The sequence below is a fragment of the Streptomyces sp. SD15 genome, from assembly GCF_054462255.1.
In genome coordinates, this window is the sequence record NZ_JBTLMO010000040.1 from 62,994 (window position 1) to 81,634 (window position 18,641).

The window sequence follows — 18,641 nt, forward strand, 5'->3', positions numbered from 1 at the left end:
CCATCCCGGGAAAGCCGCCGTCCCCCGTTACAGCGCGGCATCATCCGCTACGAAGGTCATCCATGCCCCACAGCCAAACCTCTGCACCTCGCGGCCGGGTCCGCCTCGCGCGCGGAGCATCGCCGTGGCTTCTCCCGACCGTTGCCACCGCAGCACTCAGCCTGGCCCGCGCGCGCCGCTCCGGCGCCGCCAAGGCCGTGGCCGTACCCGCCACCGCGCTCGCGGCGGGCATGCTGTGGTTCTTCCGCGACCCCGAGCGCGAGATCGCCCAGGGCCGGGTCATCTCGCCCGCCGACGGTGTGGTGCAGAGCATCATGCCGTGGAAGGACGGACGCACCCGCGTCGCGATCTTCATGAGCCCGCTCAACGTCCACGTCAACCGTGCGCCGCTCTCCGGCACGGTGGCGTCGGTCGAGCACATCCCCGGTGGGTTCGTTCCGGCGTTCAACAAGGAGAGCGAGAACAACGAACGCGTCGTCTGGCACTTCGACACCGAGCTCGGTGACATCGAGATGATCCAGATCGCCGGCGCCGTCGCTCGCCGTATCGTGCCGTACATCCCCCAGGGCACCAAGGTCGAGCAGGGCGACCGGATCGGCCTGATCCGCTTCGGCTCGCGCGTCGACATCTACCTCCCCGAGGGTGTCGACGTCGATGTGGAGGTCGGTCAGAAGACCGTGGCTGGGGTGACTCGAATTGACCGTGATTGATCCCGAGACGCAGACCGGCACCGGCTGGGTGCCGGAGGCCGACGAGGTGGACGACGAGGAGGAGATGCCTCTCTCGCTCCGCCTCTCAATAGCGGACACCCTCACGCTCGGCAACGCCACGTGCGGCTTCATGGCGGTGTACTTCACCACCACCGGCATCCTGATCCCGCATCTCACGGGCAGCCAGGAGTCCGGCATGGCCCGCCACAGCGCGGCCACGGCCGTCATCCTCATGCTGTGCGCGGCGGTCTTCGACCTCTTCGACGGCCTGGTGGCGCGGAAGCTCCGCTCCTCCCCCATGGGCGCGGAGCTGGACAACCTCTCCGACCTGATCAGTTTCGGTCTGGCTCCGGCGTACTTCGTCCTCGTCTACGGCATGGTCGCGGACGACGCGCATCAGCGGGTGGCGGCGGTGGGAGCCATCGTGGTCCTGCTGGCGGTCGTGCTTCGCCTTGCGCGCTTCTCCTGCGTCACGGTGAAGGACGGCACGTTCCAGGGCATGCCCTCACCCTTCGGGGCGCTCACGGTGGTCTCCATCGTCCTCCTCGAGCTGCCGTTCGTCGCCACGCTGATGGCGATCCTCGGCACCGCGTGGCTCATGGTGAGCCGGGTCGAGTATCCGAAACCGCGGGGCCGTCTCGCGGTGGCGATGCTCTCCTGGATCGTCCTCAGCATGGGGCTGCTGGCGGCCTGGGCGTTCGACGCGCCGGGGGGCCAGCTGCTCCTCCAGACGGGCTGTGCGCTGCAGCTCGTGCTCGGTGCGGTGATTCCCCTCTTCGCCACGGCTCGGAGGGTGAACAACTTCCGCGACAACCGGCGTGAGGCGCGGGCGGCGCAGTTGCCGTAGCGGTTTGTTCGGCAGTACGTGGTGGGGCCCTGAACCGGGTGGTTCGGGGCCCTGCGGCGTTTCCGGGCCGGGTTGTGTTTTCGCCCCCGCCGCCCCTACCCGTCCCATCCCTGGGGGCTCCGCCCCCAGACCCCCGTTCGGCCTGGACGGCCTCGTCCTCAAACGCCGGACGGGCTGGGTATGTCAGCCCGTCCGGCGTTTGAGGACGAGCCCTTCGGGCGAAGGCCGGGGTCTGGGGGCGGAGCCCCCAGGGGACGGGACCGGGTAGGGGCGGCGGGGGCGAAGAACCACCCGTCTCAGCCCAGGAAGTCCCGTCCGATGTTCTCCGCCACCCTCTCCAGAATCGGCCCCGCATCGGAGATGCACCGCGCGATGTCGGGCTCGACCTCCGTGAGCGGGTACGCCCGCCGAATACCGGCCCTGCCGAGCGCCTCCGGGTGCAGACCCAGACGGCCGCACACCGCGACCACCTCCTTACCGGCCGCGCGGGCGGCCGCCGCGACACCGGCGGGAGCCTTCCCGTGCAGGGTCTGCTCGTCGAGAGACCCCTCACCAGTGATCACGAGCGTCGCACGATCGAGGGCGGGCGCGAAGCCCAGCACATCGAGCATGACCTCGATACCGGGTCGGAAACGGGCGCCCAGGACCAGCGCCCCGTACCCGATCCCGCCCGCGGCCCCCGCCCCCGCCGCCTGGGCGTACTCCGCGGCCCTGGCCCCGATCGCACTCTCCAGGACCGAGGCGTAGTGGGCGAGCGCCGCGTCCAGGATCTCCACGTCGTCGGGGCTCGCCCCCTTCTGCGGGCCGTACACGGCGGGCGCGCCTTTCGGCCCGGTGAGCGGATTGTCGACATCGCTCGCGAGGACGAAGTCGACCGAGGCGAGCCGTGTGTCCAGGCCCGACAGGTCGGCGGTCGCCAGCTCGCCGAGCGCGGCGCCGCCGGGAGCCACCGGCTCCCCCTCCGCGTCCAGGAACCGCGCCCCGAGCGCGGACAGCATTCCCGCCCCGCCGTCCGTCGTCGCGCTGCCGCCCACTCCGAACACGATCGTCCGAACCCCGGCGTCCAGCGCGGCCCGGAGCAGCTCCCCGGATCCGTAGGTGGACGAGGTGAGCGGCGCGAAGACCCCGGCGGGCAGCCGTTGCAGTCCGCTCGCCTCCGCCATCTCCACGACCGCCGTGTCGCCGCGCAGCGCGAACGCCGCCGTGACCTCGTCACCGAGCGGCCCGGCGACTCGTACCTCCCGGCGCTCGAACCCGGCCGCGACCGCCGCGTCCACGGTGCCGTCGCCGCCGTCGGCCACGGGCAGCGCCTCCACCTGGACGCCGGGCGCGACCCGGCGCAGCCCGGCCGTCACGCGCTCCGCGACCTGTACGGCGGTCAGCGAACCCTTGAACTTGTCCGCGGCGATCAACACCCGCTCAGTGCTCGCAAGCGTCGTCTTCACAGCAGCGTCCGCCACCTTGTTTTCCCCTTGCTTTCTGGCCTTGCACACGTCAAGGCAGTCGCGCCGCTGCGACCTTAACCGGAGGACGCCCCTGACGTCATGCCCCCGCCCGGCCCGCGGAACACCGCGCGTGCGCGCCCGAAATTGGGTAAACCGGAGCCATGACCCCTATGGGCACCGAACTCGCGGACCGCATCCTCGGGGGCTGGCTGGGCCGGATCGCGGGCAACATGCTCGGCAAACCGGTCGAGCAGGGCGACCACTGGACGCGGGAACGCATCGACCGCTATCTGCGGCAGGCCGCCGCCCTGCCCCTCACCGACTACCTCCCCGAGCCCGCCGCCGCCGGCGGCAACGGCGACGGTGGCGAGTTCACGCTGCGGCCCGAGTGGCGCCAGTGCGTACGCGGCCGTATCCACGGCAGCTGCCGCGACGACGACGTGGACTACGCGATCCTCGGTCTCGACCTCCTGGAGACGCACGGCTTCGGCTTCAGCACCGAGCAGGTCGGGGACCTGTGGCTGCTGCGGCTGCCCTATCTGCAGACGTTCACGGCTGAACGGGCCGCGTACCGCAACCTCGCCAATGGGCTGAAACCGCCGCTGACAGCGACGTACGACAATCCGTACCAGGAGTGGATCGGCGCTCTGATCCGCGCCGATGTCCACGGCTGGACCAGCCCGGGCGCGCCGCGCCGCGCGGCCTCCCTGGCCCGCCGGGACGCCGTCCTGTCGCACACGGGCAACGGCGTGTACGGCGCGATGTGGGCGGCGGCACTGATCTCGGCGGCCTTCACCGCGCCCAACGTGCGGCACGCACTAGACACGGCGCTCACGGTGATCCCCGCGAGCTGCCGCCTCGCGCGCACCGTACGCCGGGTGCTCACGCTGCACGAGACCCGGATGACCTGGGAGGACACGCTCACGACGGTCTCCGAGGAGACCGCGGGGCTCGGCTGGATCCACACGATCCCGAACGCCGCGGTCCTCACCGCGGGGCTCCTGTACGGCGACGGTGACTTCACCCGCACCATCACGCTGACCGTCCGGGGCGGCCTGGACACCGACTCGAACGGCGCGACCGCCGGCTCGGTGGCGGGAGTCCTGTGCGGGGCGGCGGCCATTCCCGCGCAGTGGAAGGACCCGTTGGAGGACACCGTACGGAGTGCGGTGTTCGGCTTCGACAGGGTGCGGATCAGTGAGCTGGCCGCGCGGACGGTCCAGCTCGTGCAGGCCGAGACCCCTGACCCACCGGAGCCGCCTGCAACACCCTGAACACGTCGGCGTGACGCCCATCGCCCGCGGCATCAGCCGGTCGCGCAGCGGACTGGACCGGCTCACCGGCTCAGCCCGATCTGTCATCTGTCATGTCGCCGTGCCGGGCAGCGTGTCCGAGGAGCGGCTGTGCAGGGTTGCCAACAGTGGATCGGTTTGCCTGGTTCGCCTGGGTGTTGCTGTGATCCTTGCGGTCTGCTCGGGCTGTTTTCGATTGCTGCGTGACCTCTGCGGGTGGGGTGCGTTGTGCATGTGAGTCCGATGATCGGACAACAGGTCGAAGCAGGGCGGGGAGGTGGTGGACGGTGCGGCGGACGATCCAGCTGGGCGAGGGGGAGACGGAGCGCATCGCGTGTGCCTCCGCGTCCGCGTTCAGGGGCCTGGACACGGTGACCGGCGAGGTGCTGGGCGCCGGAGTGCTGGCGGGACGGGTGGGCTGGCTGACGTCCCTGGTCGAGGCGCTGTGTACCGAGGTGACGTCCGCGCACTGGAACCGGCCCGACCTTGCGCAACTCGCCTCCGGGAGGGACCGGTCGGGGGCCCGGCTGCCGTCGAACGCGTGGATGGCCGTGCGCACGCTGGGCTGGGGTGCGGTGGTTCCGGAGGGGCTGTATGTGCCGGACCGGGTACGGCGGGTGGCTGAGGAGCAGGCCGGGCGGGCGCTGCGGTCGGCCTGGTGGCGTAGCGAGATCACCGACGCGGTCCTGGCCACCTGGCCTGTCGGCCCGGATGCCGATCCCCTGCGGCGCACCGAGACCGGGTGGGCGGCGTTGCGGGCGGCGTGTCCGGACGGGCAGGCGGTGGCGGCCTCGGTGCTGCGCGCCCGGACCCGGCAGGTGGTCGCCTTCCAGGCGACGTACGGGCATCTGCCTGTGGATGTGTGCGCGCTGGAGGGGCGCCGGGTGGTGGGCGGCAGGTGGTGCTGGCCGCCGCGGACAAGCAGCTGTGCACCCTGAGGCGCTGCGAGGACGCCCCCGCCCACTACGGCCTGCTGAGTGTGCGGTTGCCGGTGCGCCCCGATCCACGCACCCGCGCGGACTGGCATCCGACCGTGATCCGCTTCCGGCTGCCCCCGACCATCCCTCTGGCCGCCGCCCTGCATGTCCCCACCCTGCGGCTGCGCGGCGGGCGACTGCGCCTGGACGTTGCGTTCACCACCGCCGCCCCCAAGACCCGTCGCGACGGGCACGTACGTGCGGTGGCCTTCGACTACGGGCTCAATACCCTGCTCACCGGCGGCGCCGAGCCCACCGTGGCCACCGACGGGCGGCCGGTGTTCTTCCGCCCGGACGGGATCCTGGCCAAGGCCGACCGGCTGCGTATCCTCGGCGAGCACCTGTGGACCAAGGCCGCCCATCTGCAGTCCCTCGTCGACGGCCGGGCCATGGCCGGGCAGTGGCCCGAGCCGCTCACCGCGGTGAAGCCGGCGGTCCTTGAGGCCGAGCACGCGGCGGTCAGCAGGCGGCGGACGAAACTGAACGAGCAGCTGGCCAAGGCCGCCGCCCGCTTCATGGTCGAGACCGCCCGCGCCGCCGGGGCCACGGTGATCTACCTGGAGGATCTGCGGGACATGGAGGCGCGCGGCAAGGGCCGTACCCTCAACACCCGCCTGTCCTCCTCCGTACGCGGGCAGATCGTCACCCATACCCGCCACCAAGCGGCTGCCTACGGGATCGCGGTGGTCATCGTCCCGGCCCGGGGCACCTCGAAATACTGCCCCCGCTGCCTGAGCACCTTCCGCCACCACGCCGCCCCCGATAACCCCAAGCCCGGCTGGAAGTGGGCCACGTGCTCCGATGCGGACTGCGGGTACAGCGCGGACCGGGACGTGGCCGCCTGGCAGCGCATCGGTGCCCGCGGCCTGACCCACCAGCACACAACTGTCCTGGACCAGCGAGCGGCACGTACGTGATCCGCCGCACGGTCCAGGAGCTGGACCAGCCGGTCCGGCATATCCCCCACCCCGGCACCATCCCTTCGTCCGGTCTGCCGCAGCCTCGTGCGGTGGGCGATCGGACGAAGGCGGGGCCGACGAGGAACCGCCCTGTGCCCAGGCAGCGACGCAGGGTCCCCGCCCCACCCGGAAGTCCCACAGCACGTACCACTGTTGCGGGTCCGGGTGGAAAGCGTCCGGCGGGGCGGCAGCCCCAGCCACCAAGGCGTCACCCCCAGTGGCGCGGACGGCGGCAGGCACCGCACACGATGAGCACCCCCACCCGGCACCAGCCGTACGGGGCCAGACTCGGCGCAGGCTTCCACCTGCACACCCACGCCACCCCCGCCCCACGGGCGGGACGGCCACCGGGACACCCGAGATCTCTTTTCCCGGACCGGAGCCGGGCCGAAAACCCAGCCCCACCCAGGAAAACCTAAACTCATCTGCGACGCTCGCTACGCTTCAGCGGTGACCACTCAAGACTTCGCCACGTACATCGCGGGCCTGCCTCGCGTCCTCGTCGGTGCCGCCGCCCTGTTCCGTGACGCCGATGGCCGCGTCCTGCTGGTCGAGCCGAACTACCGTGAGGGCTGGGCCCTTCCGGGCGGCACCGTCGAGTCGGACGACGGGGAGACCCCGCGCCAGGGCGCCCGCCGGGAGACCGCCGAGGAGATCGGCCTCGACATCGAACCGGGCCGGCTCCTCGCGGTCGACTGGGTGCACGGGACGGCGCGGCCCCCGCTGGTGGCCTATCTGTACGACGGCGGGGTCCTCGGCGAGCAGGAGCTGAAGGCGATCCGGTTGCAGGAGGAGGAGCTGCTGTCGTGGCGGCTGGTGCCGCGGGAGGAGTTGGCGGAGCACTTGCCGGGTGCGCTGGGCCGCCGGGTGCTCACCGCGCTCGATGTGCTGGCCGAGGGCGCGGGGACGGCGGAGCTGGAGAACGGGCAGCGGGTGGGCTGAGGAGTGCCTCATCGCCGCATGGGAAGTGTCGCTTCGCGCCTGGAGAGTGTCCCTTCGCGCGGACGGCACGCCGCGGCCGGGGCTATCGTGGCGGGATGTCCGCCCCTGAACTGATCCGTATCGTCTCCCGCGACTCGCCCATGGCGCTCGCCCAGGTGGAGCGCGTCCGCGCCGAACTGGTCGCGCTGCACCCGGGGACGCGAACCGAGGTCGTACCCGTGAAGACGACCGGCGACAAGTGGATGGGCGACCTCGCCCAGGTCGAGGGCAAGGGTGCGTTCACCAAGGAGGTCGACGCGGCGCTGCTGGCCGGGGAGGCGGACCTGGCGGTGCACTGCGTCAAGGACGTGCCCGCCGACCGGCCGCTCCCGGCGGGCACGGTGTTCGCGGCGTTCCTCAAGCGGGACGACATCCGCGACGCCCTCGTCCACCCCGACGGGCTCACCCTCGACCAGCTGCCGCCCGGGGCCCGGATCGGGACTTCGTCCGTGCGGCGCGTCGCCCAACTGGCCGCCTCCCACCCCCATCTGCGGTGCGTCCCGTTCCGCGGCAACGCCAACCGACGGCTGGAGAAACTCGCCGCCGGCGAGGCGGACGCGCTGCTGCTGGCCGCCTCCGGACTGGAGCGCATCGGCCGCCGGGACGCGATCACCGAAGTCCTCGACCCCGAGACCATGATGCCGCCGATCGGTGCGGGCATTCTCGCCCTCCAGTGTCGTGCCGGTGACACCGCCCTCATCGACACCGTCAGTGCCCTCGGCGACCCCGGCACCCACCGTGAGGCGAGCGCCGAGCGCATGTTCCTGCACGTTCTCCAAGGCCACTGCAACAGCCCGATCGCCGGATTCGCGAAGGCCGACCGCAACGGCGACCTGTCCCTGCGCGCATGCGTGTTCACCCCGGACGGCAAAACCCGCCTCAACGCCCAGGAGTGGGCCGGCCACCTCACCCCGGACACCCTCGGCATGTCCGTCGCCATCGCCCTCCTGCGCCAGGGCGCCCGCGAACTGATCGACACCATCGCGCACTGAGGCGGGCCTCGATGGGTTCCGAAGGCGCAGGCCATCGTACGGCTGTCGTGCTTGTCTGCCCTGTCTCCCCCCGAGAACCGAGGAACCCATACCCCATGAAGCGAACCGCCCTGGCTTCCTCCGCGCTCTGCGTCGCCGTTCTCACCGGCCTGACCGGCTGTGCAGGGGGCGACTCGGGCACCGGCGCGGCGGGCGATCCCAAGGCCACCGATTCCCCGGTGAAGGAACTCAGCCCGACCGAGCGCCTCGCGAAACTGATGGTCACAGCGGCCGACCTCGGCGACGGGTTCTCCGTGAAGGAATTCTCCTTGGAGAAGGACGAGTTCGCCTTCGCCGAGTCCACGGACGAGATCGCCCTCGACAAGGTTGCCTGCCACCCGCTGGCATCCGTGCTGAACCAACTGCCCCTCGGCAGGCCGAAGGCCTTCCTCACCCACGTCGTCTCGCCAGAGGAGTCCGCCGGCGGAGTCACCTACATCACGCTCGCCACGTACGACGAGGGCATGGCGACGGCCGCCATGGACACCCTCCTCGCCCGTGCGGTGGACTCCTGCAGCCTCGGCTTCACCGCCAAGGCGAACGGCAACAGCGACACATACGACTCGGTCACGCCCGAAGAAGCCGGCACGGCGGGCGACGAATCTCTCGCTTACAAGGCCGCGATAACGTACAACGGCGTTACTCACACGGTTCGCAGCACCGTCGTACGCAGCGACGACGTCCTCGCCGTCTACTACGCGGAGGACAGCACGGCCCTGGCCGACGCCAAGTCCAGCGACGCGAAAATCCCGGCGGCCGTACTCACCGCACAGAATGCGAAGCTCGGGTAAACGGCATCCGCCGACGCGGTCCGGCCGATGTCGTGTGCGGATTCGTCGACTTCCCTACCTTCGGGTGACATTGATCGGCACAATGCCTCTGTGCCGCACTATGACTACATGGAGTTCGCCCTCGACGACGGGGCCCACGTCCGGCTCGAACTCGCTGCCGCGGGGGAGCAGTCGGTGGGGCCGGCCGCGGATGCCGATCTACCGGGCGGAATTTCCGGGGTGGTGCCCGTCGGGCGCGGCGCGCGGGTCGCGTCGCTGGCGACGGACGGACTGCGCAGCGTACTGAGCCCACTGGGGCCCGTACTGCAGCAGGTGCACGACTCGATCCGCGGGATACCCGATCCGCCGGACGAGATCTCCGTCGACTTCGGCATCCAGATCGGGCAGGACCTGAAGCTCGGCATCGTGGGCGCGGGCGGCCAGGCCAGCATGACGATTTCGGCGACCTGGCAGCTTCCCCGCCGGGCCGAGCCGTGACCTGGTTCGGTCCGGCGGACGATCCGGCGGACAAGGACGCTCGGGGTGCGCTGGTGCGTGTCCTGTCCGCGGATCGCGGGCGCACCGCGGGCGCGGGTGTCTATCTCTTCGGCCGCAGGCTGCTGACCTGCGCCCATGTCATCAACGCGGCGCTCGGCCTGCGCAGCCTCAGCCCGCACAACCCGGGGAAGATCACGCTCGACGTGTCCTTCCCGGTGCTGTCCGCCGTGGACGTACTTCCGGCCCGGCTGGTCGCCTGGATACCGCCCCGGTCGCCGCAGTACGGCCCGGTCGCCGACGGCTCCCTGGAGTGGGACGGCGATCTGGCCGTCCTGGAACTGGACGAGGATCCGCCGCCGCCCGTGAGCCCGGTGCGCTGGCTGGAGATGGCGCGCGGCCAGCAGGTGCGGGCCTGGTACGGGGGCGGGCAGCCGTTCTCGTACGCCGACGCGCGGGTGGGGGCGTACGACGGCCGGATCTGTTATCTCGACGGGCAGTTGTCGGGCGCCGCGGTCGACGAGGGCTACAGCGGCGGACCCCTGTGGTCGGTGGCGGATGGGGCGGCGGTGGGTCTGGTCATGGGGCGGATCACCGCTCCGGACGGAGCGCTCTCGGCTCAGCACACGGTGCGGCGCAGTTGGGGGCTCGGCTGGCAGTCGGTGCTTCGAGAGCTGGCCCAGGTGGGGGCGGCGCCCGATGGGGCCGCTCGGGCGAACGGCTCGCGGGAGCGGTCCGCGGCCACCCTCGCCGAGGCCGAGTCGGTGCGCGACATGATGGTCGGCCCGCTGCACAGCCTGCTCGGCGACCCAAGGGCGCGCGCCGACCACGCGACCGTACTCGCCGCCCAGCTCGCCCTGCGGGCTCCGGCCGACGGATCCGCGCCGACCGTGGAGGAGCTGGCCCATCTGCTCGGCGGCACGGAGCGGGCGCTGCCCACGCTCGCCGAGTCGCTCGCGCCCAAGGTGGCGGACGACCCGCGCGGCCGGGCCGAACTCGACCGGCTGCTGGCCCTGGGTCGGCTCACGGAGGCCGCCCGTCTGCTGTCGGTGGCCGAACACCGGGCACTGGTGAGCAAGTTGGAACACCTCACCGAGCACGATCCGGGCCTGCTGTCGAGAGCGGCCACCGCCGCGCTGCCCTACGTCGACCTGCCGCGCTCGCTGCAGGCGGCCCGCCTCGCACCCGCCGCCGTGCCCGCGGTCGTACGCGAACTGGAGAACTGGCACGGGGACGGGTCACCCGTCCCCGACGAGACGCCCCGTCTGCCGGCCCTGCTGCGCGTCGTGGAGTACGTGGCGGCCGAGACGAGCGGCGACCTGGCCCGCCAGGCGCTGCGGGAGTGGAGCGTCCGGGTCGCCACTCGTCTCGGCATCCACGCGTCGGCGTTGCGGGAGCGGCGCGGGGACGCGGACCGCTGGTCCCGGCGGACCGCGCCGGCCGGCGTCCGGGTGCTGGTGGAGCTGGACCGGTACGCCAAGGACCCGGTCGGCCACTACCGCTGCTCGGTGTGGCGGCTGCGCCCCGACGGCACGCCCGCGCGTGCCGCGACGGAGTCCGACCGGCCGCGTACCGGACGCGAGATCGCCCGGCTGATCCGGGAGGTGGCGGGCGGCGCCGAGGGCGCCGGGGACGGTGTCGCGCTGGTCGCCGTGTCGGTGCCGCCGGACGCCCTGGAGCTCGCGCTGGACGAATGGGACGGGGCGGGTGCCGACGAGTACATCTCCGCGCCGCTCGGCGAGGACTTCCACCTCGTGCTGCGCTGCCCGAAGATCCGGCGACGCTCACGCACCGGACCCGCCGATCTCAAGCGGCGCTGGAACACCCGTCACCAGAGCGACACCCTCCTCGCCGACCACAGGATCGGGGGCAGAGCCGGACTCATCGGGCTGCTCAAGACAACCCATCGGGACACCGCCCGCGTCCTTGTGCAGGGAAGCACCGAGCACCGCGGCGAGCTACTGCCGGTGTGCCTGGTGATGGGGGTGCCGGTCGTGCTGTGGGACCGGGCGGCCTCCGGTCCGGACGACGGCCACCCGCTCGACGACCTGGCCCCGCACGGTCCCGTGGACGGACTCCCGGAGCGCGTACGGCACTTCAGGGTCCGCGCCTACGCGGACCAGGCGGTGCCCGCGCGCCCCGCCCTGGTGTGGGAGGACCTCGGGCTGCCGCTGCCGGACGAACTCCAGCTCGCCGACCCCTCGGAAGGAACGGAGCGGACAGCATGACTCATGAGGATCACCGGACTCATCAGGCGGATGGGTGGCGGCTGTTCCGCGGTGACCGCACAGCCCGGCAGGTGGAGTTCCCCGACGCGCCGCCCTGGCGGCAGTTCGGCGACGGGACCGGCAGCAGCCGGGCGCGGCACCGCCCGTACCTGATCGGGCGCACGGAGGCCGACGTCGTCAGCGCCGCCCTCCATCTGCGCCGTCCGCTGCTGGTCACCGGGCACCCCGGCACCGGCAAGTCCTCACTGGCGCACGCCATCGCGCACGAACTGTGCCTCGGCCCCGTCCTGCAGTGGCCCGTCAACAGCCGTTCCGTCCTCAAGGACGCCCTGTACGGGTACGACGCGATCGGCCGCCTGCGCGAGACCCATCTGCGTCAGGAGCGCGGGGAGACCGAGCCCGACATCGGCACCTATGTCAGGCTCGGCCCGCTGGGTACCGCGCTGGTGCCGCGCGACCGGCCGCGGATGCTGCTCGTGGACGAGCTGGACAAGGGCGATGTCGACCTGCCGAACGATCTGCTGACCGTTTTCGAGGAGGGCGAGTTCGAGATACCGGAGCTGTCCCGGCTGCCGGAGACACAGTCCGAGGTGCCGGTGCTGACCCATGGCTCGGGCGGCGAGCGGGTCACGGTGACGCGGGGTGTGGTGCGGTGCCGGGAGTTCCCCGTGGTGGTGATCACCAGCAACGGCGAACGGGACTTCCCGCCGGCCTTCATGCGTCGCTGCGTACGGCTCGATCTGCCGGACCCGGACGAGGCCCGGCTGCGGGACATCGTCGCCGCGCATCTCGGCGAGGACGCGCTGTCCGACGTGGACGACCTGCTGCACGCCTTCATCAACCGCCGGGCGCCCGGCGAACTCGCCACGGACCAGCTGCTCAACGCCGTGTTCCTGCGCAAGGGCGGGGTCGATCTGGACGCGGAAGGGCTGCTGGACGCCGTACTGCACCGCCTGGGCGGGATGGTGTGACGTGTCGGGCGACGGCGAGGACAGCGGGGGCACCGGCGCGCCGGGCGAGCCGTCGGTTCTCCCTCCGCTGAGCGGGCTCGGTCGGCTCGCCGGGCACGAGCTGTCCATCCATGAGCTGCTCGACACCCTGTGGCTGGCGACGCGGCTTCCGCCGGGTCCCGACGCACCGCTCGCGAGCGCGCTGGCCGCGGATGCCGCGCTCCCGCCGGGCGCGGGCGCCACGGACACCACGCGTCCGGCGGACGGCTCGGCCCCGACGGAGCGCAACTTCCCCACGCCCGCCGCACCGCCCCAGCCGCCGCCCCCCGCCCAGCTGCTGGGCGCGCTGCACGCGGCGGCGGCCGCGCGGAGCGCGCCCGAGTTCGCCGACCTCGCCGCACCGGGCCTGCGCGACGCACCCGGCGAGGGCGCGCTGCCCGTACGGGTGCCGGAGGAGAAGGCACTCGGGTCGGACGAGCTGCGCCTCAGCCGTTCCCTCCGCCTGTTGAAGCAGCCCCAGCCCGGCCCGCTGAAGCGGGAGTTCGACGAGGAGGCCACGGCGGCCGCGATGGCCGAGACGGGACTGCCCGACGTGGTGACCCGCCCGGCCCGGCAACGCTGGCTCGATCTGACGCTGCTCATCGACGACGGCATCTCCATGCTGCTGTGGCGGCGGCTGGCGATGGAGCTGCGAGCCCTGCTCGAACGCCTGGGCGCCTTCCGCGACATCCGGGTGCACGGACTGGACACCAGATCGGCGGGCGCCCCGCTGCTGCGCTCCCGCCCCTTCGACCCGCATGCCCCACTGCTCTCCCCCGCGTCGGTCGCCGACCCCTCGGGCGGCACTCTGGTGCTGGTGATCAGCGACGGCGTCGGCGCCTGTTGGCGGGACGGGCGGCTGCACGCGGCGCTGGAACGCTGGGCACACCAGGGACCGACAGCGATCATGCACGCGCTGCCCTCCCACATGTGGGACGGGTCGGGCATCCGCTCGGAGCCCTGGCTGGTGACGACCCGGCGGCGCGGCGCGGCCAATGACACCTGGGAGGTGGCCGACCCGCTGCTGCCGCCCGGGCTCGGCGACGAGTTCCCCGGCGTCCCGGTCCCCGTACTCGAACCGTATCCGCCGGCCGTCGCCACGTGGGCGCGGCTGGTGGCCTCGCCGGGCGGCAGCGCGGAACTGCCGCTGCTGGCACCGCTGCAGGCGAAGGCGCCCCGGCACGGTGCCGACACCCGGGGTGGCGGCGCGGGAGACGCCGTGCTCAGATTCCGGGACGCCGCGTCGCCGCAGGCCTACCGGCTGGCCGCCCATCTCGCCGCCGTGTCCCCGCTCACGGTGCCCGTGATGCGGCTGGTCCAGGCCGCCGTGCCGCGGGCCGACACCGCCCATCTGGCCGAAGTGTTCCTGGGCGGCCTGATGCGCCAGGTGGAGCCGGTCGACGAGCGGCTGCCGGCCCAGCACCGCAGATTCGGCTTCGCCGGCGACGCCCAGGAGATCCTGCTCGACACCGCGTCCCCGATCGATCTGCTGCGCACCACCCGGGCCGTCACCGAGCGACTGCGCACCCTGGTGGGCCGCTCGCCCGACTTCCCCGCCTGGCTGGCCCACCCGTCCGGTACGGGTGAACTGCTGCCCGGAACCCGGCCGTTCGCCTGGCTGGAGGACCGGCTCCTCACCCATCTCGGCGCCAAACCGATGGCCCCCGCACCACCGCGGCCCACCGAGTACGAGCCGGTGCGGCTGCCGTCGGGCCTGGAGGACGCCCCCTCGTGGCTGCCGCGGCAGTTTCGGGACCCCCGCACCCTGGGCCCGTACCGGCTGCTGCAGCGCGACGGCACGGGCGGCCAACCCACCGCGTACATCGGGGAGGACGAGTCCGGGCAGCGGGTGCTGCTGCGGGTGTTCGACTCCCCCGTGGCACGGGAGCTGCTCGACGTCGAACGGCAGGCGCTGCGCCGCATGGACGGGGTGTACGCGCCCGCCATGGTCCGCAGCGACCTGGAAGGCCCCACGCCGTGGCTCGCCCTGCGCCTGGACACACTCGTCAGTGGTCTGCCGGCGCCCCCGCTGCGGGCCGTGCTCGACGCGGCCGGGGCGCTGCCCGGCACCCCGCTGTTCACGTGGCTGGGCTGGAATCTGGCTCGGGCGCTGAGCCGCTGCCACGCCAAGGGCATCGTGCACGGGGCGCTGACCCCGGGCACCGTGCTGGTCACCGAGTCGACGCTGCGCCTCATCGGCTGGATGTCCGCGCGCATCGACGGTGCGTGGACCGCGTCGACGCCGTTCATGTCGGCCCACTCCCCCTATCGGGCGCCCGAGGTGACGTTCTGGGGTGAGTCCCGGATCACGGCGGGCGACGTGTACGCCCTCGGCTCGATCCTGCTGCAGGCCGCGACGGGCCGGGCGTGGCGCGGGTACGAGAACGCGGCGCTGCGCAGGAGCCCGGAGCTCGCGGAACTCGACGAGACGATCGCCGAGCTGCTGCTGCGCTGTGTCGAGCCCGAGCCCGAGGAGCGGCCGACCGCCCGTGAGGTGGCGGAGGCGTTCGGAGCGCTGCTGCCGGGCGGCGCGGAGTGGGATGACGTCGAGGACGAATCCGAGGGCTCCGGCACGCCCGAAGTGGAGGCCGCCGACGACGAGGAGCGCGACCGCGAGCAGTGGATGCGCACGATCCGGGCTCCCCTGAGCCAGCCCATGCGGATCGCGCTCGTGGGCGTCAAGGACGGGGTCGGCTGCACCACTACGACGATGGTGCTGGGGGCCGTACTCGCCGACCAGCGGCAGGAGCGGGTACTCGCCATCGACGCCGACCGGCACACCGGAAGCCAGGTCCGCATCGGCGGCCGGGTGTTCCGCAACACGCTGGCCAGCCTGTCCGACCTGGCCGAGTCGCTGCACGAGGTGCGGCACTTCGAGGATCTGCAGCTGTTCCTGTCGCCGCACCGCTCAGGGCTCCAGGTGCTGGCCAACGACTCCGTCTCCCGCGCCTCGGGAGTCGGCCAGTTCACCGACCACGACTTCCGCCGGGTGACGCACACCACCCAGGCGTACTTCGAACTCACGCTGGTCGACTCGGACAAGTTCATGCCCTGGGTGCTCAGGGAGGCCGACCGCGTGGTCATCGTCTCGCGGGCGGATCCGGCCGGGCTGACGCAGGCGCAGCAGGCGATGGACCGGCTGGTGGCCCTCGACCTGCCGGACCTGGTCCGCGAGGCCGTCGTCGTCCTCAACCACAGCCGCCCCGCGGCCGGCTGGACCCTCGATTCCGGCAGCATCCGAGGACTGAGCTCACGCTGCCGCGGTGTCGTCAACGTGCCCCGCGACGGTCACCTGACCATGGGCAGCACAGTCGAACTGTCCTGGCTCACGCCCGACGCGTACAAGGCGTATCTACGGCTCGCCGCCCTGCTGTTGGGCCCGCGCTCGATGTTCCCCTGACCTCCACGAACACCGTCGCAGGTTCCGGTGCACATGTCTACTTGTCGATCTGGAGTACCGCCATCATCCCCGCGTCCTCATGGTTGAGGATGTGGCAGTGCAGGATCGTCTTGCCCGGATAGTCGAGGAACCGGATACGGATGACCATGTTTCCGCGTGGAGGGACGTCGACGGTGTCCTGCAAACCGTAGTTGACCTGCGGCTTGCCGTTGATGCTCATCACCTGGAAGTCGTTGGTGTGGATGTGGAACGAGTGGACCTCGTCGCTGTCGTTCTTGATCGTCCACTCTTCGACGGTGTTGAGCTCGGCCCGGAAGTCGATCCGACTGTGGTCGAACTGCTTGTGGTTGATGTAGAAGTGCGTGCCCGCCTTGTTCTCCGTGAAGGTGACCGTCTTGCGTCCCGCGACGGCCTCCTTCGCGAGGTCGTCCACCGGGGCGAAGGCTGTGGGCAGGGCCGCGGGTCGCATCGGTTCGCCGTCGGACTGGACCGTGGCCAGTGTCGCCCGGGGGAACTGGTTTCCGGCCTTGCCGGTGTTGTACGGCAGGGTCCGCAGTTCCGACACGCCGGCCTTCGGGCCCTGTACGAGCACGTCGTAGCGGGCACCGGCCGGGATGACCAAGGAGTCGACGGAGTAGACCTTGTTCACCGGGTAGCCGTCCCGGGCGACGATGTGGAACTTGGTGCCCGGCAGCGTCACTTTGTAGAAGATGTTGGCCCCGATGTTCGCGAGGCGCCACAGCTGGGTCTCGCCGGGCCTGATCCGGATCCGCGGGTTGAGCTGCCCGTTGACGGTGCGTGTCGTGGGTGCACCGATCTTGAGATTCGTGGTCTTGATCTGGTCGCCCACGAGTTGGAAATCCTTGAGCGCGACGACGTGTTCTGTGATCCCGCGGAGCGGCGCGGGCAGATACTCGTCGAGGCCGTCGACCAGATCAGGCCGGCCATGCCGCCGGCGGTCTGGGCGGCGGAGAACGTGTGCGGGTGCGGGTGATACCAGTACGTTCCCGGCTCCAGGCTCTTGGGGAAGGCGTACTCGTAGGTGAACGTCTTCCCTGGCTCGATCTTGAGGAAGATGTTGTCCGAATTGCCGACGGGTGAGACGTGCATGCCATGGACGTGCAGATTCGTCTGATGGTCGAGCTTGTTGGTGAAGGAGATCTCCATCCGGTCCCCCGGCCGCAGACGCAGTGTGGGCGGCATGTACATCCCGTTGTACGTCAGGGCCCACAGATCGCGGCCGGCCAGGCGCACCTTCTTGCGTTCGACGACGATCCTGGTCCTGAGCAGTCCGTTGCTGCTCACGAGCTGCGGGGGGCGCGCAGATCTTCCGTTGCCCGCGCGGTGAGGGCCGGCGACGGGGACACGGTCTACAGGGGAACCGTCGACACTTCCCGATGGCCATGTGCGCTCGTCTCGGCCTGCGTGGTACACCCCGCCGCCAGTGCGAGCGCGGCCAGTGTGGATCCGATGACGTTCCGGGTGCGACGGGCGTGTGCGGACAAGCTGACCCCCCATGCACTGCACATGCGGAAGACGAGCGGCCGTGAGCTGCCATCACGCATCGGGAAAACAGGCGAAATCGGCCACGACCCGAAGGAACGGGGCGGGCATCACCTTGATGAGCGAGCGACCTCTTGATCCACGTCATCCTGTCCCGCTTCTGATATCCGCTCGCTCCGAGCAGGCAAGCGTCCTACTCTCGGCCCATGAACAGGCCACTCGTCGCCATCCTTAGTGGAGCAGGGATCTCCACCGATTCTGGGATTCCTGATTATCGCGGCCCGAACGGGCTGTGGCGGCGGGATCCGGAGGCCGAGAAGCTCGTCACGTACGAGTACTACATGGGTGATCCGGAGATCCGGCAGCGCTCATGGCAGATGCGGCGGAAGAACCGGACGCTGCGGGCAGAGCCGAACGCGGCGCACCGGGCGGTGACCGAGCTGGAGCGGTCCGGGGTACCGGTGCGGGTGATCACGCAGAACGTGGACGGGCTGCACCAGCTCGCCGGGATGCCGGCCCGCAAGGTGCTCGAACTGCACGGCACTGCGCGGACCGTGGTGTGCACGAAGTGTCATGCGAAAGCGCCGATGGAGGACGCCCTCGCCCGGGTCGAGGCCGGTGAGGACGATCCGCCGTGCCTGGAGTGCGGCGGGATCCTCAAGTCGGCGACGGTGATGTTCGGGCAGCGGCTCGATCCCGTGGTGCTCGGTGAAGCGGTGGCGATCACCAAGGCGTGCCAGGTGTTCATCGCGGTCGGCAGCAGCCTCCAGGTGCAGCCCGCCGCCGGGCTCGCGGGTGTCGCCGCCGACCACGGGGCCCGGCTGGTCATCGTCAACGCCGAGCCGACGCCGTACGACGACCGGGCGGACGAGGTCGTACGGGAGCCCATCGGGACGGCGCTGCCCGCGCTGCTGCGCCGGCTGAGCGCCGAGAGCGCTTAGAACTCCTATCGGAATGACTTCAGGCGCCGCCAGCAGATGAGTGCGCATCCGAGGGTGAGGAAGGCTTCGTGGA

At 71.5% G+C, this 18,641-nt stretch carries 15 protein-coding genes and 1 pseudogene; 13 read left to right on the forward strand and 3 right to left on the reverse strand.

What is annotated here, in order from left to right; genetic code table 11:
* Window positions 1-62: 62 nt before the first annotated feature.
* A complete protein-coding gene (locus tag ACX28W_RS31800) occupies window positions 63-710 on the forward strand; it encodes a phosphatidylserine decarboxylase (RefSeq protein WP_388865250.1) in 648 nt (215 codons plus the stop codon).
* 28 nt (window positions 711-738) lie between these two features.
* The gene (pssA, locus tag ACX28W_RS31805; RefSeq protein WP_362074564.1) at window positions 739-1,557 is read left to right on the forward strand and encodes a CDP-diacylglycerol--serine O-phosphatidyltransferase; all 819 of its coding nucleotides are present in this window, start codon (window positions 739-741) and stop codon (window positions 1,555-1,557) included.
* Window positions 1,558-1,853: 296 nt separating this feature from the next.
* Here pssA and ACX28W_RS31810 read toward each other — a convergent pair whose 3' ends face one another.
* Window positions 1,854-2,972: a glycerate kinase gene (locus ACX28W_RS31810; protein ID WP_459003352.1), complete on the reverse strand. Its 1,119-nt coding sequence runs from the start codon at window positions 2,970-2,972 to the stop codon at window positions 1,854-1,856.
* Window positions 2,973-3,163: 191 nt separating this feature from the next.
* Between ACX28W_RS31810 and ACX28W_RS31815 the strand changes: the two genes are divergently transcribed.
* The 10 genes from ACX28W_RS31815 (at window position 3,164) to ACX28W_RS31860 (ending at window position 16,124) form a co-directional block, all read left to right on the forward strand.
* Window positions 3,164-4,276: an ADP-ribosylglycohydrolase family protein gene (locus tag ACX28W_RS31815; protein ID WP_459003328.1), complete on the forward strand. Its 1,113-nt coding sequence runs from the start codon at window positions 3,164-3,166 to the stop codon at window positions 4,274-4,276.
* Between the two features lie 305 nt (window positions 4,277-4,581).
* A complete protein-coding gene (locus ACX28W_RS31820) occupies window positions 4,582-5,232 on the forward strand; it encodes a hypothetical protein (RefSeq protein ID WP_459003329.1) in 651 nt (216 codons plus the stop codon).
* On the forward strand, window positions 5,193-6,188 hold the full coding sequence (locus ACX28W_RS31825) for a zinc ribbon domain-containing protein (protein ID WP_459003331.1): 996 nt from the start codon (window positions 5,193-5,195) through the stop codon (window positions 6,186-6,188). The genes ACX28W_RS31820 and ACX28W_RS31825 overlap by 40 nt, the downstream gene beginning before the upstream one ends.
* A gap of 492 nt (window positions 6,189-6,680) precedes the next feature.
* Window positions 6,681-7,172 carry an NUDIX domain-containing protein gene (locus tag ACX28W_RS31830; protein WP_459003332.1) on the forward strand — a complete coding sequence of 164 codons (492 nt, stop codon included), beginning with the start codon at window positions 6,681-6,683 and terminating at the stop codon, window positions 7,170-7,172.
* Between the two features lie 95 nt (window positions 7,173-7,267).
* Entirely contained in the window at window positions 7,268-8,203 is a 936-nt protein-coding gene (gene hemC, locus ACX28W_RS31835) for a hydroxymethylbilane synthase (RefSeq protein ID WP_459003334.1), read from the forward strand.
* 95 nt (window positions 8,204-8,298) lie between these two features.
* On the forward strand, window positions 8,299-9,033 hold the full coding sequence (locus ACX28W_RS31840; protein ID WP_459003335.1) for a hypothetical protein: 735 nt from the start codon (window positions 8,299-8,301) through the stop codon (window positions 9,031-9,033).
* 90 nt (window positions 9,034-9,123) lie between these two features.
* On the forward strand, window positions 9,124-9,510 hold the full coding sequence (locus tag ACX28W_RS31845) for a CU044_2847 family protein (protein ID WP_459003337.1): 387 nt from the start codon (window positions 9,124-9,126) through the stop codon (window positions 9,508-9,510).
* Window positions 9,507-11,735 (forward strand): VMAP-C domain-containing protein, encoded by a 2,229-nt coding sequence (locus ACX28W_RS31850; protein WP_459003339.1) that lies wholly within the window; start codon window positions 9,507-9,509, stop codon window positions 11,733-11,735. The genes ACX28W_RS31845 and ACX28W_RS31850 overlap by 4 nt, the downstream gene beginning before the upstream one ends.
* A complete protein-coding gene (locus tag ACX28W_RS31855; protein ID WP_459003340.1) occupies window positions 11,732-12,706 on the forward strand; it encodes an AAA family ATPase in 975 nt (324 codons plus the stop codon). The genes ACX28W_RS31850 and ACX28W_RS31855 overlap by 4 nt, the downstream gene beginning before the upstream one ends.
* Before the next feature lies 1 nt (window position 12,707).
* On the forward strand, window positions 12,708-16,124 hold the full coding sequence (locus ACX28W_RS31860) for an SAV_2336 N-terminal domain-related protein (RefSeq protein ID WP_459003342.1): 3,417 nt from the start codon (window positions 12,708-12,710) through the stop codon (window positions 16,122-16,124).
* A 37-nt stretch (window positions 16,125-16,161) separates the two neighbouring features.
* On the opposite strand, the gene ACX28W_RS31865 is transcribed toward ACX28W_RS31860, so the two are convergent.
* Window positions 16,162-16,974 carry a multicopper oxidase family protein gene (locus ACX28W_RS31865; protein ID WP_459003343.1) on the reverse strand — a complete coding sequence of 271 codons (813 nt, stop codon included), beginning with the start codon at window positions 16,972-16,974 and terminating at the stop codon, window positions 16,162-16,164.
* Window positions 16,975-17,117: 143 nt separating this feature from the next.
* A pseudogene (locus tag ACX28W_RS31870) lies at window positions 17,118-17,642 on the reverse strand (multicopper oxidase domain-containing protein); the annotation flags it as partial.
* Between the two features lie 191 nt (window positions 17,643-17,833).
* Between ACX28W_RS31870 and ACX28W_RS31875 the strand changes: the two are divergent.
* Entirely contained in the window at window positions 17,834-18,568 is a 735-nt protein-coding gene (locus ACX28W_RS31875; RefSeq protein ID WP_459003344.1) for an SIR2 family NAD-dependent protein deacylase, read from the forward strand.
* Window positions 18,569-18,641: the final 73 nt, after the last annotated feature.